Source organism: Sphingobium sp. LF-16 (genome assembly GCF_003711185.1).
Classification (GTDB): Bacteria; Pseudomonadota; Alphaproteobacteria; order Sphingomonadales; family Sphingomonadaceae; genus Sphingobium; species Sphingobium yanoikuyae_A.
On record NZ_CP029335.1, the window covers coordinates 1586154 to 1601918 of the forward strand.

At 66.2% G+C, this 15765-nt stretch carries 13 protein-coding genes; 6 read left to right on the forward strand and 7 right to left on the reverse strand.

Annotated elements, in window-relative coordinates:
• Entirely contained in the window at window positions 1–675 is a 675-nt protein-coding gene (gene purQ, locus DIZ22_RS07445; RefSeq protein WP_122928073.1) for a phosphoribosylformylglycinamidine synthase subunit PurQ, read from the forward strand.
• Entirely contained in the window at window positions 611–1354 is a 744-nt protein-coding gene (locus tag DIZ22_RS07450; RefSeq protein ID WP_234415578.1) for a hypothetical protein, read from the forward strand. Before purQ ends, DIZ22_RS07450 begins: the two co-directional genes overlap by 65 nt.
• 11 nt (window positions 1355–1365) lie before the next feature.
• Here the strand turns inward: DIZ22_RS07450 and DIZ22_RS07455 are convergent, their stop codons facing one another.
• The 4 genes from DIZ22_RS07455 to wecB form a co-directional block, all read right to left on the reverse strand.
• Window positions 1366–3510: a polysaccharide biosynthesis tyrosine autokinase gene (locus DIZ22_RS07455; RefSeq protein WP_048939131.1), complete on the reverse strand. Its 2145-nt coding sequence runs from the start codon at window positions 3508–3510 to the stop codon at window positions 1366–1368.
• Window positions 3510–4238: a polysaccharide biosynthesis/export family protein gene (locus tag DIZ22_RS07460; protein ID WP_010337739.1), complete on the reverse strand. Its 729-nt coding sequence runs from the start codon at window positions 4236–4238 to the stop codon at window positions 3510–3512. Before DIZ22_RS07460 ends, DIZ22_RS07455 begins: the two co-directional genes overlap by 1 nt.
• Window positions 4239–4355: 117 nt before the next feature.
• Window positions 4356–5651 carry a UDP-N-acetyl-D-mannosamine dehydrogenase gene (wecC, locus tag DIZ22_RS07465; RefSeq protein WP_004207363.1) on the reverse strand — a complete coding sequence of 432 codons (1296 nt, stop codon included), beginning with the start codon at window positions 5649–5651 and terminating at the stop codon, window positions 4356–4358.
• A gap of 71 nt (window positions 5652–5722) precedes the next feature.
• On the reverse strand, window positions 5723–6859 hold the full coding sequence (wecB, locus tag DIZ22_RS07470) for a UDP-N-acetylglucosamine 2-epimerase (non-hydrolyzing) (protein ID WP_048939130.1): 1137 nt from the start codon (window positions 6857–6859) through the stop codon (window positions 5723–5725).
• A gap of 157 nt (window positions 6860–7016) precedes the next feature.
• Between wecB and DIZ22_RS07475 the strand changes: the two genes are divergently transcribed.
• Window positions 7017–8336, forward strand: a complete 1320-nt coding sequence (locus DIZ22_RS07475; RefSeq protein ID WP_004207365.1) for a UDP-glucose/GDP-mannose dehydrogenase family protein — start codon at window positions 7017–7019, stop codon at window positions 8334–8336.
• A gap of 124 nt (window positions 8337–8460) precedes the next feature.
• Here DIZ22_RS07475 and DIZ22_RS07480 read toward each other — a convergent pair whose 3' ends face one another.
• Entirely contained in the window at window positions 8461–9309 is an 849-nt protein-coding gene (locus DIZ22_RS07480; RefSeq protein ID WP_010337736.1) for an ABC transporter permease, read from the reverse strand.
• A 113-nt stretch (window positions 9310–9422) separates the two neighbouring features.
• On the opposite strand from DIZ22_RS07480, the gene DIZ22_RS07485 reads away from it, so the two are divergent.
• Window positions 9423–10112 carry a GcrA family cell cycle regulator gene (locus DIZ22_RS07485; RefSeq protein WP_107917602.1) on the forward strand — a complete coding sequence of 230 codons (690 nt, stop codon included), beginning with the start codon at window positions 9423–9425 and terminating at the stop codon, window positions 10110–10112.
• Between the two features lie 50 nt (window positions 10113–10162).
• Here the strand turns inward: DIZ22_RS07485 and DIZ22_RS07490 are convergent, their stop codons facing one another.
• Entirely contained in the window at window positions 10163–11341 is a 1179-nt protein-coding gene (locus tag DIZ22_RS07490) for a M48 family metalloprotease (RefSeq protein WP_122928074.1), read from the reverse strand.
• 115 nt (window positions 11342–11456) lie between these two features.
• Window positions 11457–12299 (reverse strand): outer membrane beta-barrel protein, encoded by an 843-nt coding sequence (locus tag DIZ22_RS07495; RefSeq protein WP_048937900.1) that lies wholly within the window; start codon window positions 12297–12299, stop codon window positions 11457–11459.
• A 153-nt stretch (window positions 12300–12452) separates the two neighbouring features.
• On the opposite strand from DIZ22_RS07495, the gene parE reads away from it, so the two are divergent.
• Both parE and DIZ22_RS07505 read left to right on the forward strand, forming a co-directional pair.
• The gene (gene parE, locus DIZ22_RS07500; RefSeq protein ID WP_122928075.1) at window positions 12453–14432 is read left to right on the forward strand and encodes a DNA topoisomerase IV subunit B; all 1980 of its coding nucleotides are present in this window, start codon (window positions 12453–12455) and stop codon (window positions 14430–14432) included.
• Complete coding sequence (locus DIZ22_RS07505; RefSeq protein ID WP_048937902.1) at window positions 14429–15703, forward strand: serine hydrolase; 1275 nt, start codon at window positions 14429–14431, stop codon at window positions 15701–15703. Before parE ends, DIZ22_RS07505 begins: the two co-directional genes overlap by 4 nt.
• Window positions 15704–15765 lie beyond the last annotated feature (62 nt).

Genomic DNA, 15765 nt, shown 5'->3' on the forward strand with positions numbered 1-15765 from the left:
ATGAAGAGCGCCGTCATCGTCTTTCCGGGCAGCAATTGCGACCGCGACCTGGCGGTGGCGTTCGAGGCTGCGACCGGTTCCAATCCCACCATGGTGTGGCATCGCGATACCGAACTGCCCGACGACATCGACCTGATCGGCGTGCCCGGCGGCTTTTCCTATGGCGACTATCTGCGCTCCGGCGCGATGGCCGCCCGCTCGCCGGTGATGCAGGCTGTCGCCCGCGCCGCCGACCGGGGCGCCTTCGTCCTGGGCATCTGCAACGGCTTCCAGGTGCTGACCGAAAGCGGTCTGCTGCCCGGCGCGCTGCTGCGCAACGCCGGCGGCCATTTCGTCTGCCGCGACGTCGCCCTGACCGTCGAGAACGCCCAGAGCGCCTTCACCAGCCGCTATGCCGCCGGCGAAGCGATCAGCTTCCCGGTCGCCCATCATGACGGCAATTATTTTGCCGACGACGCCACGCTCGATCGGCTGGAAGGTGAAGGCCGCGTCGCGCTGCGCTACGCCCAGAACATCAACGGTTCGGCCCGCAACATCGCCGGCGTCCTCAACGAAGCCGGCAATGTACTGGGCATGATGCCCCACCCCGAGCGCGTGATCGAACCGGCCCATGGCAACACCGACGGCCAGCGCCTGTTCGCCGGCCTGGTCGAGGGCCTGCTCGCCCGCGCCTGATCACCGGATCGAAATTGCAAAAGCCCGCCACGCATCAGCGCGGCGGGCTTTTTTTTTAACTTCCGGCTGCGGCGATGCCGGCATCGGTCCTGACTTGCATCATTCCCCCTTTGTTCTACACGAGATGGACAATGACCAAGGGGGATCGATGATCAGCAAATCGCGCGTGCAGCTGATAGCCTTGCTGCTATTGCCGACGGCCGCTCAAGCCGCCGAACCCGGCACCATCGCCGTTCCCGAAGCGGTCCTTGCGCTAAATGGCTGCTGGGAAGGTGAAGGCAGCGTGATGGGCAAGCCGGTCAGCGTGTCCATCCGCAGTCAGCCCATAGCGCTCGATGCCATGCTCGCACTCGATGTGGAAAGCAGCGCCCTGGCCGATCCCAAGGATCGCTACGCCGCGCATCTGATCTTCGGCGGCACCAAAAAATCCCATCCGATCATCGGTTTCTGGGCCGACAGTTTCGGCGGCGCCTTCACGGCCCTTGGCGAAGGCGAAAGCCAGCCCGATGGCTTCGACATCGGCTATGCCTATCCCGACGCGACCTTCGTCAACCGTTGGCGCATCAAAGGCGCGCAACTGACATGGAGCATCGTCGCGCGGGGCAAGGCAAATGTCGAAAAGTCCTTCGCCAGCTACAGCCTCCACAAGGTTGCATGCGCGCGCGCCAAGGCGCGCTAAACGATCAGGCTCTAGCCGCCCCGGTGATAGTCATAATCATAGGCCCGGCCATGTGCCTTGGTCAGCACGGCGCCGACGATCGAGCCGCCGGCCCGGCGCAGTCGTTCCACGGCAACCCGCAGGCCGCCATGATGGTTGCGCCCCCATTCGACCACCAGCAGCGTGACCTGCACCTTGGCGGCAAGCAGTTGCGCGTCGGACATGCCCAGGATCGGCGGCGCATCGATCAGCACCGTGTCATAGCGGTCGCGCACCGCGCCCAGCAGCGCATCGAGCGCCGGGGTGGAGAGCAATTCCGCCGGATTGGGCGGCACCGCGCCGCAGGGCAGCAGCGACACGCCGGCGACACCGCTGTCGAGGATCAGATCCTCGACCTTGCCCTGGCCCGTCAGCACCTCGCTGATGCCGCGCGTCGCGGTTACCCGGAACAGGCTGTGCTGCACCGGCCGGCGCATGTCGGCGTCGATCACCAGCACCTTCTTGTCCAGCCGCGCCAGCGCGCGGGCCAGCGCGTTGACGGTCAGCGACTTGCCTTCCTCCTCCTGCGCGCTGGTGACCAGGATGGAGCGCGGCAGGCCGGCAACCGATGCCAGTTGCAGCGACGCCGCGATCGGCGCGAAGATGTCCGGCGCGCTCGGCTGATCGCCGGTGGTCGGTACTGCGCCCAGCAGCGGCAGGTCGACCCGCTCCGCCAGCGTATCGGCCGACGTCACCGCATCGTCGAACATGTGCCGCGCCGCGATCAGCAGCAGGCCCAGCAGCATGCCGCCGAGCAGCGCGACCAGCATGATCTGGCCGACATGGGGGGCAAAGGGCGTGGTCGGCACCGCCGCCCGGTCGAGCGGCTGGATGCGGCCGGCCTGGAAGCCCGCCTGCGACGCCATGTCGCGATAACGCTGCAACAGGCTGTCATGCAGCAGGCGATAGGTTTCGACCGACCGGCTCATCATGCTCATCTGCATATCGCGGCCGCGCTCGACCCGCGCATCGCCTTCCAGCGCGGCGATTTCCGAAGCTATCTGCTTCTCGCCATGCGCCGCCACCTCATATTCCTGGCGCAGCGACGCGCGGATGGTGTTCGCCATGCTCTCGGCCTGGTCGTCAAGCGCCGCCAGCCGCGCCCGCGCCTCGCGCATTTCTGGGTGGGCATCCTTGCGGAACTGCCGTTCCTCGACCAGTGCCGCGCGCGCCTGCGCCCGTTCCGCCATCAACTGCTGCATGGCGCCATTGCCCAGCACCTCGGGCAGCGTCTCGGCGCTCGCCGCCTTCGCGCTTTCCCAGCGCTTCTGCGCGGCAATACGGTCCGCGACCGCCTGCGCGCGGAAGGCGTTGAGCTGCGCCAGACGCGCCGCGGTCGATCCTTCCGGCACCGGTGCGGCGTCCGGCTTTGCATCCTTGCCGTCGCTCTTCTTGTCCTCGTCCGTGGCCGGCTCGGCCGGCACTGCGCCGGTGCGCGAGGCATAGACCGCCAGATCCCGCTCGGCCCGTTCCAGATCCTTGCGCGCGCCATCCAGCTCACCCAGCAGGAAACGACGCGCCTGCACGCCGGACTCAAAGCCGCGCTTCAGGTCCGCCCGGATCAGGCTGTCGGCATAGCTGTTCGCCACTCTGGCCGACAAAGCCGGATCGGCACTGACGAAGCTGATGCGCAGCACCCGCGACTTGCCCGGCAATTCGACCTGCAGATTGTCGCGCAACAACTTGATGACCTGCTCATGCTCGACCTGGCGCTGGGTCAGGCTGCCCTGCCCCTGTGCCGGGCGGCGCGCATCCATGCCCTGGAAGAAGACCGGGCTGCCGACCAGCGCCAGATCGCGCGCGACATCCTCGGCCAGTGCCCGGCTGCGCAGCACTTCCAGCTCGGTCTGCATCATGCTTTCGGTGTCGGCGGCGCTGACCGGCTTCTGCATCGCGCCAGCGCCGGCGGCCCCTGCCGGCACATCCTCCACCTCGACCGAGGCGGTCGCGCGATAGTCCGGCGTCGACAGCAGGATATAGATGACGCCCGCCAGCACGCAGAGCGCCATGGTGACGAACAGGATGACGCGGTGCCGCCGCACCACGGTCCATGTGCCGCGCGCGCTCTCGACAAAGCGGGTGGTGCGATCCTCCTCCCCGGCCTGACGCTGTTCCAGTTCGATAATCCGGGACACCATCAATTGCCTCCGTCTATGGCGATGAAGCCGGTCGCGACAGCAGGAATGGCGATCAGCGCGCCGCCAAGGATAGCCTTGGCGCGGGACAGGCCGACGATCACCAGATCGCCCGGCAATATTTCAGGATCGGGCGCTTCCCCCTTGCGGATGGCGCCCAGGTCGAAGGTCGCGGCCTGGCGCTGCCCCTCGACGGTGCGGACCACCACCACCTGCCCCAGGCTAGCCAGCCGGGTCGGGCCATGGGCCAGCGCCACCGCCTGGATGAGGCCGATCCGTCCCTCGATCGGGAACAGGCCGGGCTCACGCACCTCGCCATCGACGGTGATGCGGCGGCCGACTGCCTGCTTCACGAACACCGTGACCTGCGGAGACACGAGATAGCGCTCGCCCAGCCGGCCGGCGATCACGTCCGACGCCTCGCCGGCGGTCAGCCCGCCGATCGACACATCGCCGACCAGCGGCATGCGGACCATGCCAGCCGCGCTGACCCGCGCATCCTCCAGCGACAGGTCGGGCTCATGATAGACCTGGATGCGCAGCACATCGTCGGGACTGATGACATAGTCGCGGCCCACCGCGGCGGGCGCGGGCATCAGCGCATAGGCGGCCTCGCCGCGCGGGGCATCCTCCACGGTCGAGCAGCCGGCAAGCAGCATCGCCGCTGCCGCGACGGCGCCGCCCTTCATGCCCTTGCCATAGTGCCCCAAAATCTGGCGCTTCATGCGCATCAACACCCCATTGCGAACCGGGTGCGGCCCGCAAAAGGGCCGCTCGGCTCGGGGGTTAGCGACGCGGCACCGTCATGGCAACCGCGCGGGGGGCAGGACGAACCGCCCGGCCGACGATCAGACCGCGATGCGCTGCGCGGCCGGCTCGGGCTGACGACGCGGCTGGTCGGGCCAGATGCCGCGCGTATCATAGACGGCCTTGCCGGCACGTTCGTCGACGGGAACGGATTTGAACATGTCATGATCGACAAGAATGATGAACACGCCGCATTGTTCCAGAGCCGTATCGAGATCGATCAGTTCGGCGCCGGTGCCGGCAAACTCCATCGGCAGATCCTGCGCATAGGGTTCGACCAGCTTGACCCGCTTGCCGTAACGACGGGCGAGCCGGCTGGCGACCTTGACCGCCGGGCTTTCGCGGAAATCGTCGATGTTCGGCTTGAAGGCGAGGCCGAGGCAGGCGACATCCTCGCCGGCAAAGGCGTCGATCATGTCCGAAGACTTGGCCACGACATAATCGGTCTTGCCGTCATTCACTTCGCGCGCGGTGCGGATGATGCGGGCATTTTCCGGGTCGCCATGGACGATGAACCAGGGATCGACGGCGATGCAATGGCCGCCGACGCCCGGCCCCGGCTGCAATATGTTGACGCGTGGATGGCGGTTGGCCAGGCGGATCACCTCCCACACGTCGATGTCCATGCGGTCGGCGATCACCGACAATTCATTGGCGAAGGCGATGTTGACATCGCGGAAGCTGTTTTCCACCAGCTTCACCATCTCGGCCGCGCGCGCCGTGGTGGTGATGCAGGCGCCGCGCACGAACTGGCGATAGAAGCCCAGCGCCTTGCGCGCGCAGCGCGGCGTGATGCCGCCGATGCAGCGATCATTGTCGATCAGCTCGACCAGGATGCGGCCGGGCAGCACCCGCTCGGGGCAATAGGCGATGGCGATGTCGCCCGCCACGCCGGGCGCCGGCATCCTGAGGTCGGGGCGCAGCTCGGCGATCAGGTCGCGCATCGCCTCGGTCGTGCCGACCGGCGAGGTCGATTCCAGGATCACCGTATCGCCGTTTTTCAGCACCGGGGCGACGGTCCGGGCGGCCTGCAGCACATAGGAGATGTCGGGTGCGCGGTCCTCGGCCACCGGGGTCGGCACCGCGATGATGAAGACGTCACTGGCCTCTACGCTGAGCGACGCACGCAGATTGCCGCGTGCCACCACGCCCTGCACCAGGCCGTCCAGATCGACTTCCTCGATATGGACCCGACCCGAATTGACCGTCTCGACCACATGGGCGCTGACATCGACACCGACGACCTGCGCGCCGCCGCGCGCGATCAGCGCCGCAGTCGGCAGGCCGATATAGCCCAGGCCAATGACGGAAACCTTCTGCTTGCTGTCGACGGGCATGGGGGAGATAATCCTTCATTCACCAAAATTCGGAGCGACATTGCCCGGAAATGTTGAAGATTTGGGTAATGTCAGGCGGCAAGATGCGCCGCGCCGGCCTTTCCTGCAATGATATCGGCAATCCGCTCGGCCGCCTTGCCGTCGCCGAACGGGTTATGGGCACGGGCCATCGCCTGATAGGCGGCATCATCGTCGAGCAGCGCCAGCACCTCGCGCACGATCCGGTCCCGGTCCGCCCCGACCAGCTTCGCCGTGCCCGCCTGCACCCCTTCGGGCCGTTCGGTGGTCTCGCGCATCACCAGCACCGGCTTGCCGAGCGAAGGCGCCTCTTCCTGCACGCCGCCGCTGTCGGTCAGCACCAGATGACACAGGTCGAGCAGGCGGACGAAATGGGGATAGTCGAGCGGTTCGATCATCGCGACATTGGGCAGCTCGCCCAACACCGCATCCATGACCGGACGGACATTGGGATTGGGATGGACGGGGAAGATCACCGCGACATCGGGCCGCGCGGCAATGTCCGCGATGGAACGGGCGATCGCCTCCATGCCGCCGCCGAAATTTTCGCGCCGGTGACTGGTGACGGCAACGATCCGCTTGCCCGCGAAACGCGCCGCCAGATCATCAAGGCCGCTGGCCAGCGCTGGTTCGCCATGGACCCGATCGACCGTCGCCAGCAGCGCGTCGATCACGGTATTCCCCGTGACATGAATGCCGGCCGCATCGCGATTTTCCCGCAGCAGTGCGTCGGCCGCCGCCTGGGTCGGCGCGAAATTCATGTCGGCAATGCACGCCACAACGCGGCGATTGACCTCCTCGGGCCAGGGATGATGGATGTCGCCGCTGCGCAGGCCGGCCTCGACATGGGCGACCGGGATCTTGCGATAATAGGCCGCCAGGCTCGCCACCATCGTCGTCAGCGTGTCGCCATGCACCACCACCCGGTCGGGCTTCTCCGCGTCGAACGCCTCGCCCAGCGCGACGATCAACTTGGCGGTCAGCCCGTCCAGCGTCTGGTTGGGCGTCATGACGTCCAGATCGATGTCGGGCACGATACCGGCAATCTCCAGCACCTGGTCCAGCAGGCCGCGATGCTGCGCCGTCACGATCACGCGGGTGTCGATATCGGCACGCGCCTTGAGCGCGTGGATCACCGGAAACAGCTTGATCGCTTCCGGCCGTGTCCCAAATACCAGCGCTACTTTCACTCTGTGCCCTTTCGTTCGGATGCGCCTTCCCTGGCAAAAAAGGGTAACCAGCCGCTAAACGGTAGCATGGTAATTACGCAAAGGCGCGAATTGTATTGCGTTATGACTATGCTAGAGCCTCAAACCAATCACTTCCCGTTTGGAGTTCCACCAACTCATGAAAATCACCATGATCGGCACCGGCTATGTCGGCCTCGTCTCCGGGGCCTGCTTTGCGGATTTCGGCCATGATGTCGTCTGCGTCGACAAGGATGCGGGCAAGATCGCCGCGATCGAGGCCGGCACCATGCCGATCTACGAACCCGGCCTTGACCAGCTGGTCGGCACCAACGCCGCCGCCGGTCGCCTGACCTTCACCACCGACCTGCCCGAAGGCGTGAAGGGCGCCGACGCGATCTTCATCGCCGTCGGCACGCCCTCGCGGCGGGGCGATGGCCATGCCGACCTCAGCTATGTCTATGCCGCCGCCAAGGAAATCGTCGAATCCCTCGATGGCCCGGCGGTCATCGTCACCAAGTCGACCGTGCCCGTAGGCACCGGCGACGAGGTCGAGCGGATCGCGCGCGAACTGCGCCCGGACCTCGACATCCAGGTCGTGTCGAACCCCGAATTCCTGCGCGAAGGCGCCGCGATCGGCGACTTCAAGCGCCCCGACCGCGTCGTCGTGGGCACCACCGGATCGGAACGCGCCATTTCGGTGATGAGCCAGGTCTATCGCCCGCTGAACCTCAACCAGGCGCCGCTGATGTTCACCGGCCGTCGCACGGCCGAACTGATCAAATATGCCGCCAACGCCTTCCTGGCGACCAAGATCACCTTCATCAACGAGATGGCGGACCTGTGCGAGGCGGTCGGCGCCGAAGTGCAGGACGTGTCGCGCGGCATCGGCCTCGACAAGCGGATCGGCAGCAAGTTCCTGCATGCCGGTCCGGGCTATGGCGGCTCCTGCTTCCCCAAGGATACGCTGGCCCTGGTCAAGACCGGGCAGGATTATGACGCGCCGATCCGCATCGTCGAAACGGTGGTGCAGGTGAACGACCTGCGCAAGCGCGCCATGGGCCGCAAGATCGTGAAGGCGCTGGGCGGTGAAGCGCGCGGCAAGACCGTCGCCCTGCTGGGCGTCACCTTCAAGCCCAATACCGACGACATGCGCGACGCGCCCAGCCTGGCGATCGTGCAGGCACTGGAGGATGCCGGCGCGAAGGTCGTCGCCTATGATCCCGAGGGCATGGACGTCGCCGCGCCGATGATGCCCGGCGTCACCATGGCCGGTTCGGCCTATGAGGCCGCTTCCGGCGCCGACGCGCTGGTGCTGGTGACCGAATGGGACGCCTTCCGCGCACTGGATCTCAAGCGCCTGGCCAGCTCGATGAGCGCACCGGTGCTGGTCGACCTGCGCAACATCTATCCGGTCGCGGAAGCGGAAGCCGCGGGCTTCACCGTCACCCGCGTGGGTGGAAAGGGCAGCGCCGCCTGATGTGGCCATGGGAAGAGGAGGGCGTCAGCGCCCTCCCCCGACTGCGCCACTGGCTGCTGGCAGCCATGCTGATCCTGGGCGCGATGCTGGCCGTGCCGATCTTTGCGGCCCTGACCTGACGCCGTCAGGCCTTGAGCTTCCAGCCCTTGCGCAGCAGCACATAGCAGAGCACCGCCAGCCCGGCATTGAGCGCCAGCAGCACGACGCTGCCGACCAGCACATTGCCGTCCGCCGCCGCGACGAAGCCATAGCGGAAACCGGAAATGGCGTAGAAGAAGGGGTTGGCGTGGCTGATCGCGCGAAAGAGCGGCGACAGGCGGTCGATCGAATAAAAGGTGCCCGACAACAGGGTCATCGGCCCGATCACGAAATTGGTGATGGCGGCGGCATGATCGAATTTTTCTGCCCAGATCGACGTCATCACGCCGATGAACGCGGTCAGGCTGGCGCCCATCAGGCCGAACCAGATCACCGCCCACAGATGCGTCGGCGTCACATGCACGCCCGGCCACAGCGCCATCGCCCCCCACAGCGCCAGACCGACCGCAACCGCGCGCGTCACTGCCGCGCCGACCAGCGCCAGCAGCAATTCGCCCACCGACAGCGGCGGCATCAGATAGTCGATCAGCGTCCCCTGCATCTTGCCCGCCAGCAGCGAGAAGCTGCTGTTGGCAAAGGCATTGTTCATCATGCCCATCATCATCAGGCCCGGCGCGATGAAATCGGCAAAGGGCACGCCCAGCACCTGGCGGTTCGCCCCGCCCAGCGCGATGGTGAAAATCACCAGGAACATCAGCGTGGTAACGGCCGGCGCCCAGATCGTCTGGAGCTGCACCTTCATGAAGCGCCGCACTTCCTTGCGGTAGAGCGCGCGCATGCCGGCCCAGTTGACGTTGCGGATCACCAACTCCCCCGGTTCATGGAAGGGAACGGGTGCGGGATGGGCGGCTGCAATTTTGGGCTGGTCGTTCATGATGGGATCGACTATCGGCTGGTCCGTTATGCCGCAAGGGCGTTCTGCGCGGTTGGAAGTCGCGCCTGCATGCCCCATATAGGGCGCATAGCACAGATTGTGAGGAGTTTTCATTGTCCTGGACCGACGAACGTATCGACCAGCTCAAGGCGATGTGGGAAAAGGGCCTGACCGCGAGCCAGATCGCGGACGAACTGGGCGGCGTCAGCCGTAACGCGGTAATCGGCAAGGCGCATCGCCTTGGCCTGCAGTCGCGCCCGTCCCCGGTGAAGGCCAACGAGGCGCCCAAGAAGGCCGCGCCCGCCCGCAAGCCGGCAGCCCCTGCCCCGGAAGCCGAAGCGCCCCGCGCCGCCGCGCCCGTGGCCGCCCCGCCGCCGCCGCCGCGTCCGGCCCCGGTCGCCGCACCGACTGCGCCTGCCGCACCGGCTGCCGCCGCTGCCCCCAGCGACGCGCCCGCCGCGCCGCAGCCGCGCATCGTGTCGGTCGGCCCCGGCGGCTTCCTGCGCCAGGGCCCCGGTGACCAGCAGGCACCGATCCCGCCGGCACCGCCGCGCCGTCTGGTGCCCGCCAAGCCGAGCGCCGAAATTGCCGGCAAGACCAGCCTGCTCGACCTGACCGAGCGGATCTGCAAGTGGCCGATGGGCCATCCGGGCGAGCCGGACTTCCATTTCTGCGGCGAAGCAGTGAACCCCGGCTTCCCCTATTGCGTGGAACATTGCGGCCGCGCCTATCAGGCACAGCTGCCGCGCGGCACGCGCCGCCCGCCCCCGCCGCTGCCCTTTGGCGGCCCGCGGGTTCGCTGAACAAACGAGACAAGGAAGGCCGCCCCACCGGGCGGCCTTTTCTTTTGCTCCTATTTGCCGACCAGTTGCGGATTTTCCGCCTTCCAGACCATCGCCGCATGGATGCGCCGTTCGACACTGGGATGGTCGTAGAACAGGATTTCCTCCAGCCGCGAGGGCGATGAGGCGCGATATTCGATCGTCTTGACCAGCGCCTTGGCAAGGCCATCGGGTTCATGCGCGACCTTGAGCGAGAAACGGTCGGCGGCATTCTCGTCATAGCGGCTGATGCTGTTCATCAGCGGCACCAGGAATACCCCGACCACCGCTGCGACCGCCCAGGCGACCGGCATATGCGCCGGATCGCTGATCGCGCTGCCCGCGCCGAACCAGCGCGCCGCGACCGGATAGAGCCGGTCGACCAGGAAGAAGAGCAGCATCGCCAGCAGGCTCATGCCGCCGGCCAGCCACAGCACATGATGTTCGGCATAATGGCCCATTTCATGGCCCACCACGCCCCGCACCTCGGCCAGGTCGGCGCCGCGCTTGAACATGGTGTCGCTCATCGCCACTCGCGCCGTGCCGAACAGGCCGGAGACATTGGCGGTATAGCGTTCCGACTGCTTCGACCCGTCATAAATATAAATTTTGTCGCCCGGCACGCCGGCACGATGGGCCAGTTCGACCACCGCATCGCGGGTCGGCCCGGCTGGCGCGGGGGTATATTTGTTGAACAGCGGTTCGATCGCCACCGGTGCGATGACGACCATCAGGATGATGCCCAGCACGACCACCAGCCCCGACCAGGCCCACCACCAGCGCGGCGTGCGGCGCATCAGCGCATAGATGGCGACCGCCAGCAGCGCCACCAACGGAATGCTGATCGCGCTCGACAATATATCCTCGCCCAGCCAGCCGCCGAAACCCTGGCTGGTCAGCCCATAGCTGCGCTCGCGTCCCCAATTGGCATAGACGGACCAGGGCAGTTCGATCAGCCAGTCGAGCAGGAAGAAGAGCAAGGCGGACAGGAACACCGCCAGATTGGGGCGCCGCACATGCACCCGCCGCCCCAGCCGCACCAGCAGGCCGCTGCGCCAGATCAGCGCCATGGCGACCAGTGTCACCAGCATGCCCCAAAGCAGCAGCCAATGCCCGCCCTGGGTATAGGCGATCGCCCGTTCATGCTGGGCCGGCGACAGCGTCGCGAGATAGGCGGCGGTCGCCGCATCGGGGTTGAAACCTGCCGGCATTTTCTCGACCTCCCGCCAAATCCTGTCGGCGGGAAGCTATGTCGGGCGCGGGATCAGGTAAAGATCACAAGAGGAAAGGGCCGGAGCATCGCCCCGGCCCTTTCATTGCGGCGGATCAGAAGCGGAAGCTGGCGGTCGCCATCAGGCTCTGATTGTCGAACTTGTCGCCACGGTTGATGCTGGTGCCGCCGGATGGCGTGATGATGAAGGGGTTGGTCGCGGGCGCGCTGCCCTGCCCCACATCGACGCGATAGTCGCCCGTGTTATAACGGGTCCAAAGATAGCGCGCGCCGATCGAGAAATTCTGCGCGACCTTGGCCTCGACACCGCCGCCCATGGTGTAGCCCCAGGCATCTTCCTTGCGATCATATTCGGTGAAGCTGTTGGCGGTGTTGCTGGTGTCGAAATGATTCTTCACCTTGGCATAGGCCAGACCGCCGGTGATATAGGGCATGACCCCGCCATCGGTGGTGTAGCCCAGCCGCGCGCGCAGATTGGCGTTCCAGCCGATCCGCCGGGTCATGGTATAGCTGGCGGGCGTGGTCGAATATTCGGTCACGCTGTCGCTGACATAGGCCTTGCCCGCTTCGCCCACGATGCCCGCCACGATATTGCCGAACTGCCGGTCATAGCCGACATGGCCCATCCAGCCGATCGCATCCTTGTCGCCATTGCAGCCGCTGGCCGACGTCGCGCCCCGTGCCGAACCGCCGCAGGTGCCGGGCGAAAAGGCATTGGCCCCGGCCGCCGTGGTGACGACATTGTCATAATTGCCGTCCCCGTCCGTGTCGAAGCGCAGATGCTCGCCGCCGTCACCCTTCGACCAGTTATAGCCGAAGGAGCCGCCGACATAGGGGCCGGTCCAGTCGACCTTACCGCTGTCCTGCTGCGCCAGCGCGGGGGTCGCCAGGGCGAGCGCCAGCGTGGCGCCGATCGGCGCAAAATGCTTGAATGTCATGAATTTCTCCAGCCTGACCTTGGGAATATACCCTGATGGAGGCAACGGCTCTGTCGGCCAATTTGTTGCAAAGCGCCTTGTAACAATTGATTGCTAGCGATCGCGTGCGCGCAGCGCTTGCGCCCGACGCCCGGCTGCCTATAGCTTGGCGGCATGTCCGAAGACCTGTTCGCCTCCGCCCAGTCCACCACCTCGCCGGGCTATGACGCCTCCACCATCGAAGTGCTCGAAGGGCTGGAGCCGGTCCGGCGCCGTCCGGGCATGTATATTGGCGGCATCGACGAGCGCGCCTTCCACCATCTCGCCTCCGAAGTGCTCGACAACAGCATGGACGAAGCCGTTGCCGGTCATGCCACCCGGATCGAGATCAGCCTGGAACCGGGCAACAAGCTGACCATCACCGACAATGGTCGCGGCATTCCGGTGGATGACCACCCGAAATTTCCCGGCAAGTCGGCGCTGGAAGTCATCCTCACCACGCTCCATTCGGGCGGCAAGTTCGAGGGCAAGGCCTATGCCACCTCGGGCGGCCTGCACGGCGTGGGCATCAGCGTCGTCAACGCCCTGTCGATCAGGACGGTGGTCGAGGTCGCGCGCAACAAGGAACTGTTCCGCCAGAGCTTCAGCCAGGGCCTGCCCACCAGCGGCCTGGAAAAGGTCGGCGCCGCCCCCAACCGGCGCGGCACGGCGGTCAGCTTCATCCCCGACAGCGAGATTTTCGGCGAGCAGAAGTTCAAGCCGGCCAAGCTCTATCGCCTCGCCCGGTCGAAGGCCTATCTGTTCGCCGGGGTCGAGATACGCTGGAAATGCGCGCCCGAACTGATCGGTGACGACACCCCGCCCGAAGCGGTATTCCAGTTCCCCGGCGGCCTGGCCGACCATCTGAAGGAGCAACTGGGCGACCGCGAATGCGCCACCACCCAATTCTTCTCGGGCAATCAGGATTTTCCGGGCGAAGCCGGCCGGGTCGAATGGGCGGTCGCCTGGCCGCTCTGGTCCGACGGCAGCTATAGCTGGTATTGCAACACCATCCCGACCCCCGATGGCGGCACCCATGAAAACGGCCTGCGCGCCGCGCTGGTGAAGGGCATCCGCGCCTTTGGCGAACTGGTGGGGCAGAAGAAGGCGAAGGACATCACCGCCGACGACATCATGACGTCATCGGAAATCATGCTGTCGGTCTTCATCCGCGATCCCCAGTTCCAGAGCCAGACCAAGGATCGCCTGACCAGCCCGGACGCCGCGCGCCTGGTCGAAAATGCCGTGCGCGACCATTTCGACCATTTCCTGACCGACCATATGGACCGGGGCAAGGCGCTGCTCGCCTATGTCATCGACCGCATGGACGAGCGGCTGAAGCGCAAGCAGGAAAAGGAGGTCAAGCGCAAGACCGCCACCAGCGCGCGCAAGCTGCGCCTGCCCGGCAAGCTCACGGATTGTTCGAACGATGACCCGGAAGGTGCTGAAATCTTTCTGGTCGAAGGCGACTCGGCCGGCGGATCGGCCAAGCAGGCCCGCGACCGCAAGACGCAGGCGATCCTGCCCCTGCGCGGCAAGATCCTCAACGTCGCCTCAGCAAACACCGCCAAGATATTGGCAAACCAGGAAATTGCTGACATGATCCTGGCGCTGGGCTGCGGCACGCGCAAGGATTGCAACCCGGATAATCTGCGCTACGAACGCATCGTCATCATGACCGACGCCGATGTCGACGGCGCCCATATCGCCACCCTGCTGATGACCTTCTTCTTCCAGGAAATGCCCGAACTGGTGCGGCGCGGTCATCTCTATCTGGCGCAGCCGCCACTCTATCGCCTGACCGCCGGCGGCAAGAGCCTCTATGCGATGGACGATGCCCAGCGCGAGGCGATGCTGGCCAAGGAGTTCAAGGGCAAGAAGGTCGAGATCAGCCGCTTCAAGGGGCTGGGCGAAATGAACCCGATGCAGCTGCGCGAAACCACCATGGACCCCAAGACCCGCAGCCTGATCCGCATCACCCTGCCCGACGATATCGAGGACCGGCAGCAGGTACGCGATCTGGTAGAACGGCTGATGGGCACCAATCCGGCCCATCGCTTCGCCTTCATCCAGGAAAATGCGGCGGCGGTCGATGAGGAAGCGATTGACGCATGAGGCTGCTGGCGGCCGCGCTTGTCCTTATCGGGATGGCGCTGCTGCCGGGCCGCGCCATGGCTGATCCTGCCCCCGCTTTTCGCGCGCGCGCCACGCAACTGGTGACCATCCTCGCTGGCCCCGGCAACGAAGCCGACTTCTTCTCCCCCGTCTTCATCGACGCGATCCCGGTCGACCGCTGGCGCGCGCTCGCCGCCGACCTGCGCCGGCAGCATGGCCGTCCGATCGCGCTTGGCGCGCTCACCCAGCAAAGCGCAACCGCCGGGCAGATGGAGGTCCGCTACGAACGGGCGATCGTCGCCATCACGCTGGTGATCGCCCCCGACCCGCCCAACCGCGTCGTCGGCCTGCGCATCATCGGCAGCCGCCAGGCCGATGACAGCATGGCCGCGGTGCTGCGCGACATTGCTGCCCTGCCGGGTCGCAGCAGCTTCGCCATCGCCCGGCTAACCGATGCCGGTCCCGTCCTGCTCCAGTCGCACCATCCCGACCAGCCGCTGGCGACCGGCTCCTCCTTCAAGCTGACCGTGCTGGCCGAACTGGCGCGTGCGGTGCAGGCCGGCGAGCGGCGCTGGAGCGATGTCATCCCGCTCGGCCCGAAAAGCTTTTCCGGTCGGCTGATGGCATGGCCCGATCACGCGCCGATGACGCTGCACAGCCTGGCGACCGCGATGATCGCCGAAAGTGACAATAGCGCGTCGGACACGTTGCTGCTGGGCCTGGGCCGCGACAAGGTCGACGCCATGCGCCAGCGCTTCGGCATCACCGATCCCCGCAGCCTGCCGATGCTGACCACGGCCGAGGCCTTTGCCCTCAAGATGCCGGCCAATGCCGAATTGCGCCACCGCTATGAGGCCGGGACCATCGCCGATCGCCGCGCCCTGTTGCGGGATGCCGCCACCCGGCTGACCGCCGCTCATGTCGATGTCGGCACCGTGTCGGAAAATCCGGTGGCGATCGACACGCTCGAATGGTTCGCCAGCCCGCAGGAGGAAATCGCCCAGCTCGACTGGCTGCGCCGCACCGGTGGCGATGCCCTGTCGATCATGGCGGTCAATCCGGGCATCGCCCCCGCCAACGCGAAACGCTGGCGCTATTTCGGCTATAAGGGCGGCAGCGAACCCGGCGTCATTGCGATGAACTTCCTGGTGCAGGCGCAGGACGGCCAATATTACGCAGTCAGCGGCGCCTGGAATGATCCGGTCGCCCGCGTCGACGAAGGCCGCTTCGTCATGCTGATGACGCGCGCGCTCAACCTGCTCGCCGACTGATCCCCGGCCCGGCGCCTGTCCTACACGCGGCCGATCCTCTATACATGCCCGATAGGACATGA

Excerpts from the sequence above, each read along its gene's own strand:
- purQ (WP_122928073.1), top strand. The coding sequence starts at position 1 with ATGAAGAGCGCCGTCATCGTCTTTCCGGGCAGCAATTGCGACCGCGAC.
- DIZ22_RS07450 (WP_234415578.1), top strand. The coding sequence starts at position 611 with ATGGCAACACCGACGGCCAGCGCCTGTTCGCCGGCCTGGTCGAGGGCC.
- DIZ22_RS07455 (WP_048939131.1), bottom strand. The coding sequence starts at position 3,510 with ATGGTGTCCCGGATTATCGAACTGGAACAGCGTCAGGCCGGGGAGGAG.
- DIZ22_RS07460 (WP_010337739.1), bottom strand. The coding sequence starts at position 4,238 with ATGCGCATGAAGCGCCAGATTTTGGGGCACTATGGCAAGGGCATGAAG.
- wecC (WP_004207363.1), bottom strand. The coding sequence starts at position 5,651 with ATGCCCGTCGACAGCAAGCAGAAGGTTTCCGTCATTGGCCTGGGCTAT.
- DIZ22_RS07475 (WP_004207365.1), top strand. The coding sequence starts at position 7,017 with ATGAAAATCACCATGATCGGCACCGGCTATGTCGGCCTCGTCTCCGGG.
- DIZ22_RS07480 (WP_010337736.1), bottom strand. The coding sequence starts at position 9,309 with ATGAACGACCAGCCCAAAATTGCAGCCGCCCATCCCGCACCCGTTCCC.
- DIZ22_RS07490 (WP_122928074.1), bottom strand. The coding sequence starts at position 11,341 with ATGCCGGCAGGTTTCAACCCCGATGCGGCGACCGCCGCCTATCTCGCG.
- DIZ22_RS07495 (WP_048937900.1), bottom strand. The coding sequence starts at position 12,299 with ATGACATTCAAGCATTTTGCGCCGATCGGCGCCACGCTGGCGCTCGCC.
- parE (WP_122928075.1), top strand. The coding sequence starts at position 12,453 with ATGTCCGAAGACCTGTTCGCCTCCGCCCAGTCCACCACCTCGCCGGGC.
- DIZ22_RS07505 (WP_048937902.1), top strand. The coding sequence starts at position 14,429 with ATGAGGCTGCTGGCGGCCGCGCTTGTCCTTATCGGGATGGCGCTGCTG.